The following is a 17,702-nucleotide window of genomic DNA, read 5'->3' on the forward strand; positions in this document are numbered from 1 at the left end:
CATGCACGAGGTGAGCGGTCCGGCGGAGGTGCGGGCCCGCCTGGAGAAGACGGGGTATCTCGTCGACGACGGGCTGGCCGTGGCCTGCTTTCTGGCGCTGCGGCTGCACCGGCCGCTGTTCTGCGAGGGTGACGCGGGCGTGGGCAAGACCGCGCTCGCGTCCGCCCTGGCCGAGGCGATGGACGCCCCGCTGATCCGTCTCCAGTGCTACGAGGGCATCGACGCCTCCCAGGCCCTGTACGACTGGGACTTCCCGCGTCAGCTGCTGCATCTGCGGGCGGCCGAGGCGGCGGGCGTGACGGATGCCGACCGGCTCGAAGGAGAGCTGTACGACCGGCGGTTCCTCGTCACGCGTCCGCTGCTGCGGGCGCTGGAGACCCAGCCGTCGGTGCTGCTGGTCGACGAGATCGACCGCGCCGACGACGAGTTCGAGGCGTTCCTGCTGGAACTGCTGTCCGAGTACACGATCACCATTCCGGAACTGGGCACCCTGCGGGCGCAGCTGCCGCCCGTCGTGGTGCTCACCTCGAACCGGACGCGCGAAGTGCACGACGCGCTGAAGCGCAGGTGCCTCTACCACTGGTTCGACCATCCCGGGTTCGCCCGTGAACTCGCCATCGTGCGGAGGCGGTTGCCGCGGGTCACGGAGCGGCTGGCCGAGCAGGTGACCGCGCTCGCGCAGGCCCTGCGTGCCGAGGACCTGGTCAAGCCGCCCGGGGTCGCGGAGACCATCGACTGGGCGGAGGCCCTGGACGCGCTCGGGGCGAGCGAGGTGGACGCGGAGCTGGCGGTGGCGACCCTGGGGTCGGTACTGAAGTACCGGGAGGACGCCGAGCGGGCGCGGGGGCTGGATCTGGCGGCGATCCTCGCGGCGCGGGAGACGTGAACGGCGTGGACGGCAGCGGCGGCGAGGACGGCCGGAACGGCCGGAACCGTGAGGACGGCGGAGACGGCAGGGACGAGGCGGGACAGCGGCGCGCCGTCGACGCGTCCGCGGTGGTCGTCGGGTTCGCGCGGGCGTTGCGTGCCGCGGGCGTCGACGCCGCACCCGACCGCGTGCAGGCCTTCCTGGGCGCGCTCGGCGTGCTCGATCCCGGTGCGCGCTCGGACGTGTACTGGGCGGGCCGTCTCACCCTGTGCGGGAGCCAGGACGACCTGGAGCGCTACGAGCGGGTCTTCGCGGCGTACTTCGGCGGCCGTCCCGGCGGCGCCCCGGCCCGGTCCGCTCCCCCGCCGCGGACCCGGACGGTCCTGCGCGGCGCCGGTACGCTGCCCCGCCCGGCGGCGCGGGCCGAGGACGCCGTACCCGTGGCCGTGCTGGCCGACTCCACCGACGTACTGCGCCACCGGGACTTCGCCGAGCTGACCGCCGCCGAGCGCGACCAGCTGCGGCGGCTGCGGGCCGCGTTCACCCTGCGCGGCGAGGCCCGGCGGACCGCGCGGCGGCATCCGGCCCGGCGGGGCGCCGTCGATCCACGGCGCACGGTACGGGAGTTGCTGCGTGGCGGCGGGGAGCCGGCGCGGCTGCGGCACCGGGCGCGAGCGGACCGGCCGCGCCGGGTGGTGCTGCTCGTGGACGTGAGCGGCTCAATGGGGCCGTACGCGGACGCGCTGCTGAGGTTCGCCCACGCGGCCCTCCACGGCCCCCGCGCCGGTGGGGCCGCGCGGGGCACCCGTACGGAGGTCTTCACGATCGGTACCCGGCTGACCCGGGTGACCCGTGAACTGGCGCACCGCGATCCCGACACGGCCATGGCCGCGCTCGCGGCGGCGGTGCCGGACTGGCGTGGCGGCACCCGGCTGGGTGAGATGCTGCGCGGCTTCCTGGACCGGTGGGGGCGGCGGGGCATGGCGCGCGGCGCGGTGGTCGTCCTGCTGTCCGACGGGTGGGAGCGTGGCGATCCGGCCCTGCTCGCGGAGCAGATGCGCCGTCTGCACCGGCTCGCGCACCGGGTGATCTGGGCGAATCCGCGCAAGGCCCGACCCGGTTTCGCGCCCCTGGCCGGCGGGATGGCCGCGGCGCTGCCGAGCGTGGACGCGTTCGTCGAGGGACACAGTCCGGCCGCGCTGGAGCGGCTGGCGGTGGTGGTGAGAGGAGCGGACTCTTGAGTGGGACGCACCCTGTGGTGAGCGGAGCGAGCGATGCGTGAGATCCTCCCGGCGCTGGACCGGTGGTATGCGGCGGGCTCCCCCTTCGGCCTCGCCACGGTGGTCGCGGTCAGCCGCAGCGCGCCCCGGGACCCGGGAGCCGCCATGGCCGTGGGGCCCGGCGACGAGGTCGTGGGCAGCGTGTCCGGCGGCTGTGTCGAGGGGGCGGTCTTCGAGCTGGCCCAGGAGGTGATGGTGTCCGGCGAGGCCCGGCTGGAGACCTTCGGGTACAGCGACGAGGACGCGTTCGCCGTGGGGCTCACCTGTGGCGGCGAGATCACCCTGCTCATCCGCCGGGTGACGCCCGCCGAGGACCCCTCCTTCGCCGCGGTGGCCGACTCGGTGGCCGCCGGCCGGCCCGTGACGGTGGCGACGGTGATCGAGGGGCCGGCACCGCTCGGGGCCACGCTCGCGGTGTGGCCGGACGAGGTGTCCGGTTCGCTGGGCTCCACCGGTCTGGACGTGGCCGTCACCGCCGACGCCCGCGGTGAGCTGGCCCAGGGTGCCACGATCCGGCGGCACTACGGTCCGCACGGCGAGCGCCGCGAGGACGCCGTGACCGTCTTCCTCCATTCCTTCGCGCCGCCGCCGCGCATGCTGGTCTTCGGCGCGATCGACTACGCGGCGGCGGTGGCCCGCATCGGGGACTTCCTCGGCTACTGGGTCACGGTGTGCGACGCCCGCCCGGTCTTCGCCACCGCGAAACGGTTCCCGGCGGGCGTGGAGGTCGTCGTGGACTGGCCGCACCGCTATCTGCGGGGTACGACGACCGACGCGCGCACGGTGATCTGCGTCCTGACCCACGACCCGAAGTTCGACGTGCCTCTGCTGGAGGAAGCACTGCGCCGCCCGGCCGCGTACATCGGAGCGATGGGCAGCCGTCGTACCCACGACGACCGCAGGAAACGGCTCATCGACGCCGGTCTGTCCGAGGGCGAGCTGTCCCGGCTGCGCTCGCCGGTCGGGCTCGACCTCGGGGCCCGTACGCCGGAGGAGGTGGCCGTGTCCGTCGCCGCGGAGATCGTCGCACTGCGGTGGGGCGGCAGTGGGGCGCCGCTGACGGCGACGGGCGGGGCGATCCATCCCGGACCTGTGGATCCGCCTGCCGGACCCGTCGATACGCCTGGAGGAGAGCAGCATGGAATTGCATCATGAGTTCACCGTCCCCGTTCCCGTCGACGACGCCTGGCGGGCGCTCCTCGACGTCGAACGGATCGCCCCGTGCATGCCGGGGGCGACGGTGGACGAATACGACGGCAAGACCGTGACCGGTTCGGTGAAGGTCAAGGTGGGGCCCATCACGGTGACGTACCGGGGCACCGCCGTCTTCGAGGAACAGGACGAGTCCGCGCACCGGATGGTGCTGATCGCAAGCGGCAAGGAGACCCGCGGCCAGGGCACCGCACGGGCCACGGTCACGGGCACGCTCGGTGAGCGCGACGGTGGCACGGCGGTGTCGGTACGGACCGATCTGACCGTCACGGGGCGTCCGGCGCAGTTCGGTCGCGGCGTCCTGGCGGAGGTGGGCGACAAGCTGGTCGGGCAGTTCGCGGAGTGTCTGGCGCGGCGCCTCGAGGAACCGACCGACCGTACCGAGCCGGCCGAACCACTCCAACCGGCCCAACCAGTCCAACCAGTCCAACCAGTCCAACCGATCGACCTGTTGCGGACCGCCGGGCCTCCGGTCGCCAAGCGCGTGGCGATCGTCGCGGCCACCGCCGTACTGGCACTGGTCTTCGTGCGCATACGACGGCACCGGCACGCCTGAGTGCCTCAGTCGGAGTCGATGCGGTGCAGGATCACGTCGGTCAGCTGTCCTTCGGTCACGGTCGCGGTCATGTACGTGTGGTGCGGCTGGCGGCGGCGGTCGGTCGGGGAACCCGGGTTGAGCAGGCGCAGGCCCGTCTCGGTGGTGGTGTCCCAGGGGATGTGGCTGTGCCCGAAGACCAGGACGTCGAGGTCGGGGTAGCGCTCGGCGCAGCGCCGCTCGCGGCCCTGCGCGGCACCGGTCTCATGGACGACGCCGAGGCGCAGACCGTCGAGGTCGACGCGGGCGACCTCGGGGAGGCGGGCACGCAGGGCCGGGCCGTCGTTGTTGCCGTACACCCCGACGAGCCTGCGTGCCCGCTCCTCCAGCAGATCGAGGGTGGCGGTGTCCACCCAGTCGCCCGCGTGGACGACGACGTCGGCGTACGGGAGTTCGACCATCAGCCGCGGCGGCAGTGCCTTGGCCCGCTTGGGCAGGTGGGTGTCGGACATCAGGAGCAGACGCACGGCACCCACCCTAGGAGCGCGGTTGCGTCACCGCGAGGAGCGCGGTCGTGTCAGCCCGAGGAGCGCGGTCGTGTCAGCGCGAGGACCGCGGTCGTCTCAGCGCGAGGACCGCGGTCGTCTCAGCGCGCGGCGGCCGAGAACATGGACTTCCATGATCGGTTCCGCTTGAAAGGCAACTCGAACACCTTGGCGAACAGCCACGCTCCCAGCACCGATGCGGGCAGTGCCAGTGTCAGCGTGAACCAGAACGCGGGCAGACCGGGCGATACGAAATGTGGGGCCATCTTTCGGCAGACGATCATGACGATCGGCAGGTGGACCAGGTAGAGGCTGTAGGAGAAGTCGCCGAGGCCGCGCATGGGGCGCGTGGCCAGGAGCCGCATGAGGACGGCGGGCCTGCCGGTGGCAACCGCCGCGATCATCATGGTCATCGCGGGCGCCACGGCGAGATCGATCCAGAAATAGTGGTCCACCGTCCACACCGACCCCTTGATGACGACAAGGGCCACGACCGGCAGGGCGGCCAGAGCGGCGAGCCAGTGCCACGGCAGACGCCGGACCTTCTCCGGCGCGACGACGATCCCCGCGCCCACCAGCCCCGCGACGAACACAGGGGCGAGGTTCGGGGTCAGCCAGTTCACTCCTTCCACCGGGGACGCGTTCGGCGCCAGCAGGCCGCGGGCGACGACCAGGAGCGTCACGCCCGCGACCAGGACGACCGCGCCCAGCCGCCGTCGGACGAGAAGGAGGAGCGGAAAGGCGAGATAGAGCTCCGCCTCCACGCCGATCGACCAGAACGCCCCGTTCGGCGTGGGAGCCGTGAATACGTCCTGGACCACGAAGCCGTACACCAGAACCGATGTGCCGGTCGGCGGTCCGAAGTGCGAGGCGGGCACCACGAACCAGGCGACCACCAGGCTCAACGCGAGTGCCGCCCAGTAGGGAGGCAGGATGCGCCACGCGCGCCGCCGCAGGAACCGAGAAACGCCGCCCAGTTGCCAACCGTTGCGCGCCGGCGAGATGGCCAGGGAGAAACCGGACAGCACCAGGAAGAAGACCACGGCGAGACGCCCGTACATCAGCCAGCCCAGCCAGGCGGGACCCGAGTTCTCGGGAAAGCCCGGCATGGTCAGAAGCCAGCAGTGAAAGAGCAACACGTACAGCGCGGCCAGACCGCGGAGCCCGTCAAGGCCCAGCACCTGGTCGCGGCCACGCGTTTCGGGCCGCTCCAGTGGTGGAGAGACGGTGAGTGGGGTTCCCATACTCTTTCTCACGTGTCGTCCCCGGCCGATGTTCAACTACCGTCCGATCACCGGCCTGTATGCCTCGGAGTCGATGAGCCGGAGCAGCCGACCGGGCCGGGCCGCTCAGGTCAGCGTATCGGCGGAGGACCCGGCCGGGTCCACGAGCGTCCGCGCCAGCCGCCGTATCTCTGCCGCGTCCAACGCCGGGTTCGCGGCTGCTGGATGAGCCAGTTCCTCGTCGTCGAGGAGTTCCGTCAGCCGGGGCCGCGGGAGGTTCGGGTGGCGGGCCGCCGCGGCCCGTACGGCGGGGTCCGGGTCCCTGGTGAGGCGTTCCACGACGGCCGGCACGGTCTCGGGGTCGCGCGCGGCCAGGGCTCTGACCTCGGGGTCCTCGTGGTCGGCGAAGGCGGCCAGTTGGGCGGTCGGGAAGTTCGGGCGGGTGGCGAGGTGCGAGCGCTCGGGACCGGTGTACTCCAGGAAACTGCGCAGCAGCAGGGCCCCGGGGGCGTCGGGATGGTTCTGGGCGAGCGTGACGCGTACGCCGAGGTCTTCGTCGTCGGCCAGGCGTGCCACGAGGTCCGGCGGGAGCGAGTGGACCCCGGCCGCCCTCCTGCGCAGCACCGGGTGGGCGGACAGGGCGTCCCGGCGGACGCTCTCGGGGTCCCGTGGCACCGACGGTGCGGGCCGGTGGTGGAAACCGCAGTCCATGGGCACCTCGTAGTCGATCGCTGCCCGCTCCTCCTCGCTCAGCGCCGGGTGCACGGACACCGCGAGCCGGACCTTGGGGTCGGGGTCCACCGCGAGCGCACGGCGTTCGGCGGGTCCGAGGTCGGCGCGGTACGCGATGCTCTCCCGCACCTCCGGGTCCGGATCGGCGGCCAGAAGGACCACCACGTCGGCGGGGAGGCTGGGGTTGCGGGCGATCATCGCCCGCTCGTCGTCACTGGCCGGAGCGGTCAGGACTAGGTCCACGACGGCTCTGGTGAGGGGCAGGTTGCACAGCATGCCGGTGCGTCCGTGACAGGGCTTGGCGGGCAGCGCGCTCTCCAACCAGGCCGCGTCCTCGTTGTGGGTGTGCAACAGCGCACTGTCCCGGACGCCCACGTCGGGGTCCGCCAGCAGCGCGGCCCGCGCGTCGGCGGAGAGCCACTCCCACGCGCCGACCCCCCAGCGGCGGACCTTCGCGTCCTGGTGCGTGTGCATGGTCCGGAGCAGTTCGTTGGAGATCTGCCGGTAGAAGGAACCGGAGAGTTCGTCGTTCCCGTACGTCCTGATCATGTGGACGAGGGCCTCGTCGGGGAGTGGCTCGGGCTGGACCTGGAACGGCATCCGGGGCCCATCGGCGAGGTGGGCGCGGACGAACCACTCCGGATCGTCGATCAGTCGTACCCGCTGGGCCGGATCGACGTGGGGATTGCGGGCGAGGAAGCTGCGGGTGTACGTGTCGGGGTGCTCGATCACCGCGTCCACGACGGCGTCGGGCAGGACCCGGTCCCGGCACAGCACCATCCGCACCGCCGCCGGACCGTCGGCGAGAAGCCGCAGCAGGACGTCCTGCGGCGTGGACGGGTTGAGCGCCAGCCCGGCCAGCCGCCGCGCGGGCAGGTCGGCTTCCTCCCATATCCGCTCAGGCGTCTTCACCATGCGCAGTGCCCCCCGTGTGCGGACCGGCCCCCACCCCCAGGAGCACCTGGTGCCCGACCCTATCCCCCTCATTCCAGCGGGATTTCGCTCCACACCTGCTTGCCGCCGCTGACGGGCACCGTTCCCCAGGCCGCCGACATGGCCTCGGTGAGGAGGATGCCGCGCCCGCCGGTGGCCTCCCAGCCGATGCTGGTGGGCTTGATGGGCGAACGGGGTGAGGCGTCGGCGACGGAGATCCGCAGAAGGTGGTTGATGAGGGTGATGTCGAGTCTGACCTGCCCGTCGGTGTGTACGAGGGCGTTGGTGACGAGTTCGGAGACGACGAGGAGCGCGCCGTCCATCCTGTCGTCGGGCACTCCCCAGGCGCGCAGGGTGCGCCGGGTGAAGCGGCGGGCGTGCCGGACCGCCTCCGGGACGCGCCACACCGTCCAGCTCTCCCGCAGCGGGCGGGTCTCCAGACCGTCGTAGCGCATCAGGAGGAGGGCCACGTCGTCGCTGCGGTTGGCGCCCGTGAGCAGTCCGTCGGCCACCACTCCGAGGTGGGCGGGGTCGGACGCGGTCAGTTCGCCGGCCAGCCGGTTCAGTCCGTCCTCGATGTCCACCTCGGCGGACTCGACGAGACCGTCCGTGGTCAGAGCCAGGACCGTGCCGAGCTGGAGTCGCAGCGGGCTCATCGGGAAGTCGGCCTGGGTGACGACCCCCAGTGGTGGTCCGCCCTCGGACATGGTGACCTCCGTTGTGCCGTCCGGGTGGCGCAGCACGGGCGGGTGGTGTCCGGCGCGTACGCACCAGGCGGTGCCCTCCTCCAGGTCCACATCGACGTAGCAGCAGGTGACGAAGAGGTCGGTCTCCAGGTCCATGAGGAGTCGGTTGGCGTGCTGCACGACGACGTCCGGGGGGTGGCCCTCGACGGCGTACGCGCGCAGGGCCGTGCGCATCTGGCCCATCAGGGTGGCCGCCTGGGCGTTGTGGCCCTGGACGTCGCCGATGACGAGGGCGACGTGGTTGTCGGGCAGCGGGATGACGTCGTACCAGTCGCCGCCGACCTCCAGGCCCGCCGTGGTGGGCAGATAGCGGGCGACGGCGACCGCGCCGGGGATCCGGGGCAGGCGCCGCGGCAGCAGGGAGCGCTGGAGCATGCCGACCAGCTCGTGTTCGGCGTCGAAGGCGCGGGCGCGTGTCAGGGCCTGGCCCGCGAGGCCCGCGGACGCGGTGAGCAGCGCGCGCTCGTCGGAGCCGAACTCGTGCGGGTCGTCCCAGCCGATCAGACAGGCACCCGCCATCCGGCCGCCGGCGGGCAGCGGCAGGATGGCGAGACCGCCGGGGCCGACGTCGGCGAGCGCCGGTTCCAGGGGTGCTCCGGCGGGCCAGACGGCGGGGCGCCCCTCGATGAGGGCCGCCTCCAGCGTGGGCATGGCGCGTACGGGCGCGTCAGGCCATTCCGAGCGCCACTCGGAGCGCCACACCTCGGGCCAGGCGTCCGGTTCGGGAGGATCGAGGAGGGTGACGACGAGACGGTCGCCCTCCAGTTCGGCGAGGGCGATCCGGTCGGCCCGCAGGGGGCCCCGTAGCGCGGCCACCACGGCTCGGCCGACGTCACGGACGGTGCCCGCGGTGGCGAGGGCCGCGGCGAGCCGCTGGACGCGGGCCACGTCGCTGGCGCCGGAGCGCAGCTTGGAGGCGTCGGCGACGGTTCCCACGAGGTGCGCCGGACGCCCCTCTCCGCCGGGTACGAGACGGCCGCGCAGCCGTAGCCACTTCGGCTCTCCGGAGGGCTGGAGGATGCGGAACTCCAGCTCGCGGTCGCCGATGGACATGTGGTCCGCCTCCACCACGGACATCAGCGTGGGCAGGTCCTCGGGGACGGTCATCGACAGCAGGCTCTCGACCTTGCCGTCGAACTCGGCCGGGTCGAGGCCGAACAGCTCCAGCATCTCGCCGTCGACCTCGAGGTGTCCGGTGTCCATGGCGAGGTCGAACGAGCTGGTGGGCCGGGCGGCGGTGTCGCGCGGTGAGCCGGGCGCGGGGCAGACGGCGGCCTCTGCGATCAGGCCGAGGCACTCCCGGTCCTCCTCGTCGAAGCCGCCCGGGCGCTCGCCGGCCGCCACGAGGCAGCCGCCGTCCGGCAGCGGCAGGACGGCCAGCCAGAAGTCCTGGGACGGCAGCCTGCGGGCGTCGGCGCAGCGGGCGATCTCCGCCGGACCGAGCCACAGCGGCCGCCCCGAGCGGTACGCGTCCACCGCCGGGGAGCCGCCGGTGAGGGCATAGCTGTCGCGCAGGCCGTAGAGCGTCCTGGGGACGCCTGCCGACTCGGACAGGTACAGCTCGTCGCCGCTCTCGGTGGGCGAGTACACCGCGACGACGGACGCACCCGCGAAGACGAGTGCCTGTTCGAGAACGCGGCGCTGTCGCTCACGCGGGTCCAGTTCCGGGGTGGGCGTCTTGAGGGCAAGTTCGGCACGCAGCGTCCTCTTTCCGCGTTCCGCAGCGCCCTCACTGACCACGTCCGCAATTACAGCGCTTCCGGGGCGCTCGCGCAGCCCCTGCGACGGTTCCGGGGCCGTCGGGCCTGCGACGGAGCCCTCAAGCGGCACCCTGTGCCGCGCGTGGCGCTCGCCGTGCGGGAAGGGCCGTCACGAGGGAGCCTTGATCCCTGAGCCCGTCGCACGGCCCCGCGAGGAGGTGGTCGGCGTGTCCGACTGGCAGGGGTCCGAGCAGGCGCCGGCGGGTCGGCGGATGCCGGTCGGACGGCCGCTGCTGTCGGTGACGCTGGCCTCGCTGCTGGAGGAGGTCCACGCCCACTCCGGGGCGGTGTACCTGCTGACGCCGGATGAGCCCGTGCTGGAGATGGCGGTCATGGCGGGCATGCCCAGGTCGTTCGCGGCGCCGTGGGAGCGGGTGGGGCTCAATGCGCCGATCCCGGTCGCCGTGGCGGTGCGCGAGCGGCGGCTGGTCTGGGTCGGCGGCGAGGAGGAGATGGCCCGCCGCTTCCCGCGGATCGCCATGGTCCTGCCGTACCCCTTCGCGCTGGCCGCCCTCCCCGTGGCGACCGCGGGCACCGTGTACGGCGCCGTTTTCGTCACCTGGCCCGGCTCGCATCCGCTGGACCTCTCCGACCGGGAACGCGACCATCTCACCGCGTCCTGCGCCCGGCTCGCGCTGCGTCTGGAGCGGGCGGCGGCGGAGCGGCGTCCGGTCAACCCCGAGCCGGATCTGCTGGCGTCGTCCGCGGGACCGGCCGCCGACGTGCTCGGCACGGTGGAGGCGGCGCGCATGGTGGCGCGGTTGCCGTACGGGCTGTGCGCGCTGGATCTGAACGGCCGGATCAGCTTCGCCAACGCCGCGACGGCCGACATGCTCGGCGTCCCGGTCAGCGGGCTGCTGGGCACCCAGCTGTGGGCATCGGTGCCCTGGCTCAACGACCCCGTCTACGAGGATCGTTACCGGGCCGCGCTCCTCAGCCAGCACGTGACGTCGTTCGTGGCGCTGCGGCCGCCCGGCCACTGGCTGTCGTTCCGGCTCTATCCGAGTACGACCGGACTGAGCGTGCGCATCTCCCGGGCCCGGTCGGTGGCCGAGATGGGGCGCGCCGCATCGCGGTACGGGGATGACAACACCACCCCGCGCCTGGTGACCATCTCCCAGGTGCTGAGCCTGGCCGGCGCGCTCACCCAGGCGGCAGGCGTCGACGATGTGGTGCAGCTGGTGGCGGACGAGATCGCGCCGGCCGTCGGCAGCAAGACCCTGGTCGTCCTCGGCTCGCGATCCGGCCGGCTGCACGTGCTCGGCCACCGGGGGTACGCGGACGCGCACATCGTGGAGCGCTGGCACGGGGTGCCGCTGAGCGCGCAGACCCCGGGCACCCAGGCCCTGAAGACCGGGGTCCCGGCGTTCTTCGACTCCCGTCAACAGTTGGAGCGCCTCTACCCGGACCGGAGCGCGACACCCGACGGGATGGCGGCGTGGGCGTATCTGCCGTTGATCGCGTCCGGACGTCCGGTGGGTACCTGCGTCCTCGGGTACGCGGAACCGCACACCTTTCCGGCGGACGAACGTGCCGTGCTGACCAGCCTCTGCGGTCTGATCGCGCAGGCCCTGGAGCGGGCCCTGCTCTACGACGCCAAGCTGCAGCTGGCGCACGGTCTGCAGGCCGCGCTGTTGCCGCACTCGTTGCCTTCGCTGCCCTCGATCGAGGCGGCAGCGCGCTATCTCCCGGCCACCCAGGGGATGGAGATCGGCGGGGACTTCTACGACCTGGTGCCCTCGGACGGTCTGGCCGCCGCGGTCATCGGCGACGTGCAGGGGCACAACGTGACGGCGGCGGGCCTGATGGGGCAGATCCGCACGGCCGTACGGGCGTACACGACCGTCGGTCAGCCGCCGGAGGAGGTCATGCGCAGCACCAACCGGCTGCTGATCGACCTGGGGGCCGAGCTGTTCGCGAGCTGCCTCTATCTGCGTCTCGACCCGGAGCGCGAGGTGGCCGTCATGTCGCGCGCGGGTCATCCGCCCCCGCTGCTGCTGCGGCCGGACGGGCGGGTGCGGGTGCTCGATCTGGCCGGTGGGCCACTGCTGGGGATCGACGCGGCCGCCACGTATCCGACGACCGAGGTGCCGCTCGTCCCCGGTTCGGTCCTCGCCCTGTACACCGACGGTCTGATCGAGTCGCCCGGAGTGGACATCGAGGACGCCCTGGCCGACCTCGGCCGGAAACTCGCCGAGGGCGGTGACCTGTCGCTGAACGCGCTGGCCGACCGTCTCGTCGAGCAGACCGGGGCGGTGACACAGGAGCGGCTCGACGACGTGGCGCTGCTTCTGCTGCGGGCGCGTCCGCACGACTGAGCGGTACCGGAACCCCGCGAGGTCCGGCCCTCTCGTGAACGGCGGCGGAACGCGGTGGGGTCCGGCCCTCCCGCCGGAGGGCCGGACCCTTCCACTGCCGACCGGGCCGTGTCGGCACGGCCGGGTCAGTGGCTCGTGGTCACCGGTGTCACGGGGTGCTGGTCACCAGGCCGGAGCCCGCGTCCATACCGGTGCTGGACTGGTCGCTGCCGGTCCCGGACTGGTCGCCCGCGGCCGGGTCGGTGGCCGCCGGGTCCGTGGCCGCGGGGTCGGTCGCCGCCGGGTCCGTGGCTGCCGGATCGGTGGCCGCGGGGTCCGTGGCTGCCGGGTCGGTCGCGGCCGGGTCGGTGGCCGCCGGGTCGGTGGCCGCGGCGCTCGCGTCGCCGGCACCCGCGGCGCCACCCGCGCCGAGCGTCGCGCCGGTCGCCTGGAGGGCGGCGGTCACGGGCTGGAAGAAGGTCTCGCCGCCGGCGGTGCAGTCGCCGCTGCCGCCGGAGGTCAGACCGATCGCACTGCCGTCCGCGGTGAACAGGGAGCCGCCGCTGTCGCCCGCCTCGGCACAGACGTTGGTCTGTATGAGACCGGTGACGGTGTCGACACCGCCGGGAACGGTTTCACTCTGGAAGTTGACCGTGGCGTCGAGACCGGTGACCGAGCCGTCGTGCAGACCGGTGGTGCTGCCCATCCGGAGGACCTGCTGACCGACCGTGGCGTCCGCCGCCTGGGTGATCTGAACGGTCTTCCCGTTGCCCTCGTTCACCTCGCTCGCCGTCTGGGTGGCGGGGTCGTCGTACTTCACGAGGGAGAAGTCGCCGGCACCGGGGAAGGTGGCCTGGTCGACGGTGGCGATCGGCTGGCCGTTCTGCGAGTCCGACCACTGCTTGGCCGCGACACCGCAGTGCCCGGCGGTCAGGAAGGCGGGGGCGCCGTCGCTCGCTGTGACGTTGAAACCGAGGGAGCAGCGGACGCCGCCGCCGTTCGCCTGGGCGAAGATGGCGTCACCGCCCGACACGAAGGTCTTGAACGTGCCGGCGGACTTCTTGACCGTGGCCACGCCGGAGCCGAGCGAGTCGACGGTCGACGTCAGCTTGGCCCACTTCGCACCCGTGACGGTGCTGTCGGCGGTGACCTGGACCTGGTTCGTCTTGGGGTCGATCGACCAGGCGGTGCCGGGGATGGTCGCGTCGGACTTCAGTGTCTTGGCAGCCGTCTTGAGCGCGGACAGGCTGTTGTTGACGCTGCGGGGAACAGCGCCGGCCTTCTCGACGGTGTTGACGACATTGCTGTTGTTGCCGACGACATTGACGATGACCTGCTGCTTCGAGGCGTCCCAGTACGCGCCGCCGAAGGCGTCACCGAGCTGGGAGGCGATGAGCGAGGCCAGGTTAGAGGCGTCCGCGGACTTCAGCGTCTTGGGAGCGGCGTCCTTCGCGTCGGTCTGCGAGGCGTTGGCGTGGGGCAGCAGCAGGGCCGCCGCTCCGAGCGCCGCGACGCCTCCGACAGCAATGGCGGCCTTGCGCTTGGGAATCCTTTTGTGACTCAACTCTTTGACCTCCTGGGGACGGGGTCGAGGCCACCGTCCGGCGGCTGACTAGGGGGCGCCTGGATGCCTGTTGATACGCGTGAGCCGCGCGGGCTGTTCAACTGTGTTTAAAAAAGAGCTGAGTTGGCTCGGCCAAACGCACGGAATACCAGGCAATCGGGCCATTACACCGAGTGAGCGACTGAGTCGACACGTTCCGCTACCGGTCGGTAACGGTCCGTCTTCCGACAGGAACGGAATCCCGGCTTCAGGGAATCTGCACATCGAATACGCAGGCGCGTCACGGCGGACAGCAGATCTGCACACTCGCGCGCCCCCCTCCGCGCCATTGCGGTGGGACTGTCCCTTTCGGGTGTGGGGCGACAAGCGCGGGGACGGAACAATGCCGTGCAGCATGTGAAGAACTGACTGCCGAGACGTGCGCACACCTGCACGGTTGGGCTCCGGCCGTGCTCAAGTCCGCAGGTGAGAGCCCCGGTTGATTGGATGCGCGCGCCGCGAGCGTGCTTTGATCCGTTGCACCGCGGAGGTCGCAGCCAGGCATCCGGGAACGGGCGCCGCACAGCGCCCGGAATCGGGTGCCGCACCCCCGCGGTGGCGGCCGTCATCTGTCCTCAGAGGGGGGCCGCTCTCCCCCTTATGAATATCCATACGAAGGGAAGTTCCCTCATGAACTCCACCCCCCAGGTTGCCACCGCCGAGATCTCGGACGCCGACCTCGACAACGTCTCCGGCGGCCTGTCGCTGAACGCCGTTGGCACCGTGACCGGCCTGGTCGACGGTGTTGCCCCGGTCTCCGGCCTGGTCAACACGGTCGTCGGCACCGTCGAGGGTGTCACCGGTCTGAACACCGCCCCGGTCACGGGCCTGGTCGCCGGTCTCTGATCGCGTTTCAGTGCCGTTGAGTCCCGGAACCACCCCCCGGTTCCGGGACTTCTCGGATGCCATAAACCTCTCGAACAGGTGAGGGAAGTCCCGTGCAGTTCCGCCAACAGGCCCTCGCCAAGCTGCAGTCGCCCGAAGAGCTCGACCTTCCGGTGCGCTTCGCGCGCCCCCAGGGCTGGCTCGCCCTGTCGGTGACGGTGGTCGTCATGGCGGCGGCGTCCGTCTGGGCTGTCACGGGCACGGTGGCGTCCACCGTGAGCGCGCCGGCCGTCCTCACCCACGGCGAGGGCAGTTACGTCCTGCAGAGCCCCGTCGCCGGGCAGGTCACCGAGGTCGTCGCGCAGGAGGGTGAGCGACTGCCCGCGAACGCGCCTGTGCTCAAGGTCCGTACAGCGCAGGGCGGCACGACCGTCGTCCGCACGGTCGCCGCGGGCCGCGTCACCGCGCTCGCCGCCACCATCGGCGCGATCATCTCGACCGGCGCGAACGTCGCCGCCGTGGAGAAGGTCGCCCACGCCGACGACCCGCTCTACGCGACGGTGTACGTCCCCGCCGAGAGCGCCGCCACCATCCCCGCAAACGCCGCGGTCGACCTCACCGTCCAGTCGGTGCCGACCCAGCAGTACGGAGTGCTGCGCGGCCATGTGAAGGCGGTCGGCCGGAGCGTGCAGACCCCCCAGCAGATCTCCTCCTTCCTCGGTGACAGCCAACTGGGCGAGCAGTTCACCAAGAAGGGCAGGCCGGTGGCCGTCCTGGTCCGCCTCGACCACTCCGCCGCGACGAAGAGCGGTCTGAAGTGGTCCTCGGCGGACGGGCCGCCGTTCGCGCTCACCTCCATGACCCTGGCCACGGGTTCGATCCGCCTGGCCGATCAGCGCCCCGTCGATTGGCTCCTGCCGTGACCACCGCACCAGACACCCGGAGCAGACGCCGCACCGCACCGCCCAAGCGCACGGTCCCCAAGGCGAAGGGGAAGGCGGTCCGCACCCCCACCGTCCTCCAGATGGAGGCCGTGGAGTGCGGCGCCGCCTCCCTCGCGATGGTGCTCGGCCACTACGGCCGGCACATCCCCCTCGAAGAGCTGCGCATCGCGTGCGGTGTCTCCCGGGACGGCTCGCGCGCCAGCAACCTGCTGAAGGCGGCGCGCAGTTACGGCCTCACGGCCAAGGGCATGCAGATGGACATGGCCGCGCTCGCCGAGGTGAAGGCGCCCGCGATCCTGTTCTGGGAGTTCAACCACTACGTCGTCTACGACGGCATGGGCCGCCGTTTCGGACGGCGCGGCGTGCACATCAACGACCCCGGCAAGGGCCGCCGTTTCGTGCCGATGGAGGACTTCGACACCAGCTTCACGGGTGTGGTGCTGGTCATGGAGCCGGGGCCCGACTTCCGCAAGGGCGGCCGCAAGCCGGGCGTCCTGGGTGCCATGCCGGCCCGGCTGCGCGGCACCTCGGGCACGATGCCCGCGGCCGTGCTGGCGAGCCTGCTGCTGGTCGCGGTCGGGGCGGCGGTGCCCGCGCTGAGCCGGACGTACATCGACACGTATCTGATCGGCGGCCGGACCTCGCTGCTGGGCGTGCTGTTCGCGTCGATGGGCGCCTGTGTGGCGCTGACCGTCGTACTGACCTGGCTGCAACAGGCGAACCTGCTGCACGGTCGGATCATCTCCTCCACCCTCTCCAGCGCCCGCTTCCTGCGCCATCTGCTGCGGCTGCCCGTCACCTTCTTCTCCCAGCGCAGCCCGGCCGACCTGGTGCAGCGGCTCCAGTCGAACGACGCGGTGGCCGAGACCCTGGCCCGCGACCTCGCGGCGGCCGGCGTGGACGCGATCGTGGTCGTCCTGTACGCGGTGCTCCTCTACACCTACGACCCGCAGCTCACGGCCGTGGGCATCGGTGTCGCGCTGCTCAACGTGGTCGCGATGCGCGTGGTGATCCGGCTGCGCGCGACCCGCACGGCGAAGCTGCGCGCCGACAACGCGCGCCTCACCAACACCGCCTACACCGGCCTCCAGTTGATCGAGACGATGAAGGCGACCGGCGGGGAGGACGGCTACTTCCGCAAGTGGGCGGGCCAGCACGCGACCACCCTGGAGGAGCAGCAACGCCTCGGGGTGCCGAGCGCCTGGCTGGGCGTGGTCGCACCGACCCTGGCGACGCTCAACTCCGCGCTGATTCTCTGGATCGGCGGTATGCGGGCGGTCGAGGGCCATATCTCGGTCGGCCTGCTGGTCGCCTTCCAGGCCCTGGTCACCCGCTTCACCGCGCCCCTCACCCGGCTCAACGGCGTCGCGGGCCGCATTCAGGACTTCGCCGCCGACGTGGCCCGTCTCAAGGATGTCGAGAACTTCCAGGCCGACCCGCTCTACGCCCGCTCCGGCAGCGGCGAGTCCACCCGCCGGCTCCAGGGTCATGTCGAGCTGGAGAACATCACGTTCGGCTACAGCCCGCTCGACAAACCCCTGCTCACCGGCTTCTCACTGACGGTCGGCCCGGGCCAGCAGGTGGCCCTGGTCGGCGGCTCGGGCAGCGGCAAGTCCACGGTCTCCAGGCTCATTTCGGGCCTGTACGCCCCGTGGGAGGGCACGATCCGCATCGACGGTCAGCGGCTGGAGGACATCCCGCGCGGCGCGCTCGCCGCCTCCGTCTCCTTCGTCGACCAGGACGTGTTCCTGTTCGAGGGGACGGTCCGCGACAACGTGGCCCTGTGGGATCCGTCCATCCCCGACGAGGCCGTGGTCGCGGCGCTGGAGGACGCGGCGCTGTACGACGTCGTCACGCGCCGCCCCGGTGGCATCCACAGCCGGGTCGAGCAGGACGGCCGCAACTTCTCCGGTGGCCAGCGCCAACGCCTGGAGATCGCGAGGGCGTTGGTGCGCCGGCCCAGCATCCTGGTCCTCGACGAGGTGACCAGCGCGCTGGACGCCGAGACCGAGCAGACCGTCATCGACAACCTGCGCAAGCGCGGCTGCGCCTGTGTGGTGATCGCGCACCGGCTCAGCACCGTGCGCGACAGCGACGAGATCGTCGTGCTCCAGCACGGCACGATCGTGGAACGCGGGCGGCACGACGCCCTGGTGGCGGCCGGCGGTCCGTACGCCGAGCTGGTCAAGGAGCGATGAG

At 72.0% G+C, this 17,702-nt stretch carries 13 protein-coding genes; 8 read left to right on the forward strand and 5 right to left on the reverse strand.

Features of this window, described 5'->3' with window-relative positions:
- Nucleotide 1 precedes the first annotated feature (1 nt).
- From ACFZDJ_RS17955 to ACFZDJ_RS17970, 4 genes are read left to right on the forward strand one after another with little or no spacing between them, the layout of a single operon-like run.
- A complete protein-coding gene (locus tag ACFZDJ_RS17955; protein WP_054236557.1) occupies nucleotides 2–886 on the forward strand; it encodes a MoxR family ATPase in 885 nt (294 codons plus the stop codon).
- A complete protein-coding gene (locus ACFZDJ_RS17960; protein WP_391060043.1) occupies nucleotides 883–2,109 on the forward strand; it encodes a VWA domain-containing protein in 1,227 nt (408 codons plus the stop codon). Before ACFZDJ_RS17955 ends, ACFZDJ_RS17960 begins: the two co-directional genes overlap by 4 nt.
- Before the next feature lie 33 nt (nucleotides 2,110–2,142).
- Nucleotides 2,143–3,303: an XdhC family protein gene (locus ACFZDJ_RS17965; RefSeq protein WP_391060045.1), complete on the forward strand. Its 1,161-nt coding sequence runs from the start codon at nucleotides 2,143–2,145 to the stop codon at nucleotides 3,301–3,303.
- Nucleotides 3,287–3,916, forward strand: a complete 630-nt coding sequence (locus tag ACFZDJ_RS17970; RefSeq protein ID WP_391060047.1) for an SRPBCC domain-containing protein — start codon at nucleotides 3,287–3,289, stop codon at nucleotides 3,914–3,916. Before ACFZDJ_RS17965 ends, ACFZDJ_RS17970 begins: the two co-directional genes overlap by 17 nt.
- A 5-nt stretch (nucleotides 3,917–3,921) precedes the next feature.
- Here ACFZDJ_RS17970 and ACFZDJ_RS17975 read toward each other — a convergent pair whose 3' ends face one another.
- The 4 genes from ACFZDJ_RS17975 to ACFZDJ_RS17990 form a co-directional block, all read right to left on the reverse strand.
- Nucleotides 3,922–4,422, reverse strand: coding sequence for a YfcE family phosphodiesterase (locus ACFZDJ_RS17975; RefSeq protein WP_391060049.1), 501 nt, complete (start codon nucleotides 4,420–4,422; stop codon nucleotides 3,922–3,924).
- A 119-nt stretch (nucleotides 4,423–4,541) separates the two neighbouring features.
- On the reverse strand, nucleotides 4,542–5,684 hold the full coding sequence (locus tag ACFZDJ_RS17980; protein WP_391060052.1) for an acyltransferase family protein: 1,143 nt from the start codon (nucleotides 5,682–5,684) through the stop codon (nucleotides 4,542–4,544).
- A gap of 105 nt (nucleotides 5,685–5,789) precedes the next feature.
- A complete protein-coding gene (locus ACFZDJ_RS17985; RefSeq protein WP_391060054.1) occupies nucleotides 5,790–7,310 on the reverse strand; it encodes a HEAT repeat domain-containing protein in 1,521 nt (506 codons plus the stop codon).
- Nucleotides 7,311–7,378: 68 nt separating this feature from the next.
- Complete coding sequence (locus ACFZDJ_RS17990) at nucleotides 7,379–9,814, reverse strand: SpoIIE family protein phosphatase (protein WP_391060056.1); 2,436 nt, start codon at nucleotides 9,812–9,814, stop codon at nucleotides 7,379–7,381.
- Between the two features lie 178 nt (nucleotides 9,815–9,992).
- Here ACFZDJ_RS17990 and ACFZDJ_RS17995 point away from each other — a divergent pair, with 178 nt between their 5' ends.
- Nucleotides 9,993–12,152, forward strand: coding sequence for a SpoIIE family protein phosphatase (locus tag ACFZDJ_RS17995; protein WP_391060562.1), 2,160 nt, complete (start codon nucleotides 9,993–9,995; stop codon nucleotides 12,150–12,152).
- Between the two features lie 148 nt (nucleotides 12,153–12,300).
- Here the strand turns inward: ACFZDJ_RS17995 and ACFZDJ_RS18000 are convergent, their stop codons facing one another.
- A complete protein-coding gene (locus tag ACFZDJ_RS18000) occupies nucleotides 12,301–13,695 on the reverse strand; it encodes an alpha-lytic protease prodomain-containing protein (protein WP_390936098.1) in 1,395 nt (464 codons plus the stop codon).
- 669 nt (nucleotides 13,696–14,364) lie between these two features.
- Between ACFZDJ_RS18000 and ACFZDJ_RS18005 the strand changes: the two genes are divergently transcribed.
- The 3 genes from ACFZDJ_RS18005 to ACFZDJ_RS18015 all read left to right on the forward strand — a co-directional run bounded on the left by ACFZDJ_RS18005 (nucleotide 14,365) and on the right by ACFZDJ_RS18015 (nucleotide 17,701).
- Entirely contained in the window at nucleotides 14,365–14,580 is a 216-nt protein-coding gene (locus tag ACFZDJ_RS18005; protein WP_054236564.1) for a hypothetical protein, read from the forward strand.
- A gap of 92 nt (nucleotides 14,581–14,672) precedes the next feature.
- Entirely contained in the window at nucleotides 14,673–15,482 is an 810-nt protein-coding gene (locus tag ACFZDJ_RS18010) for an HlyD family efflux transporter periplasmic adaptor subunit (RefSeq protein WP_390936101.1), read from the forward strand.
- Nucleotides 15,479–17,701, forward strand: a complete 2,223-nt coding sequence (locus tag ACFZDJ_RS18015; RefSeq protein ID WP_391060058.1) for an NHLP family bacteriocin export ABC transporter peptidase/permease/ATPase subunit — start codon at nucleotides 15,479–15,481, stop codon at nucleotides 17,699–17,701. Before ACFZDJ_RS18010 ends, ACFZDJ_RS18015 begins: the two co-directional genes overlap by 4 nt.
- The last annotated feature ends 1 nt before the right edge of the window (nucleotide 17,702 follow it).

It is taken from the genome of Streptomyces sp. NPDC007896 (assembly GCF_042959425.1).
Classification (GTDB): domain Bacteria; phylum Actinomycetota; class Actinomycetes; order Streptomycetales; family Streptomycetaceae; genus Streptomyces.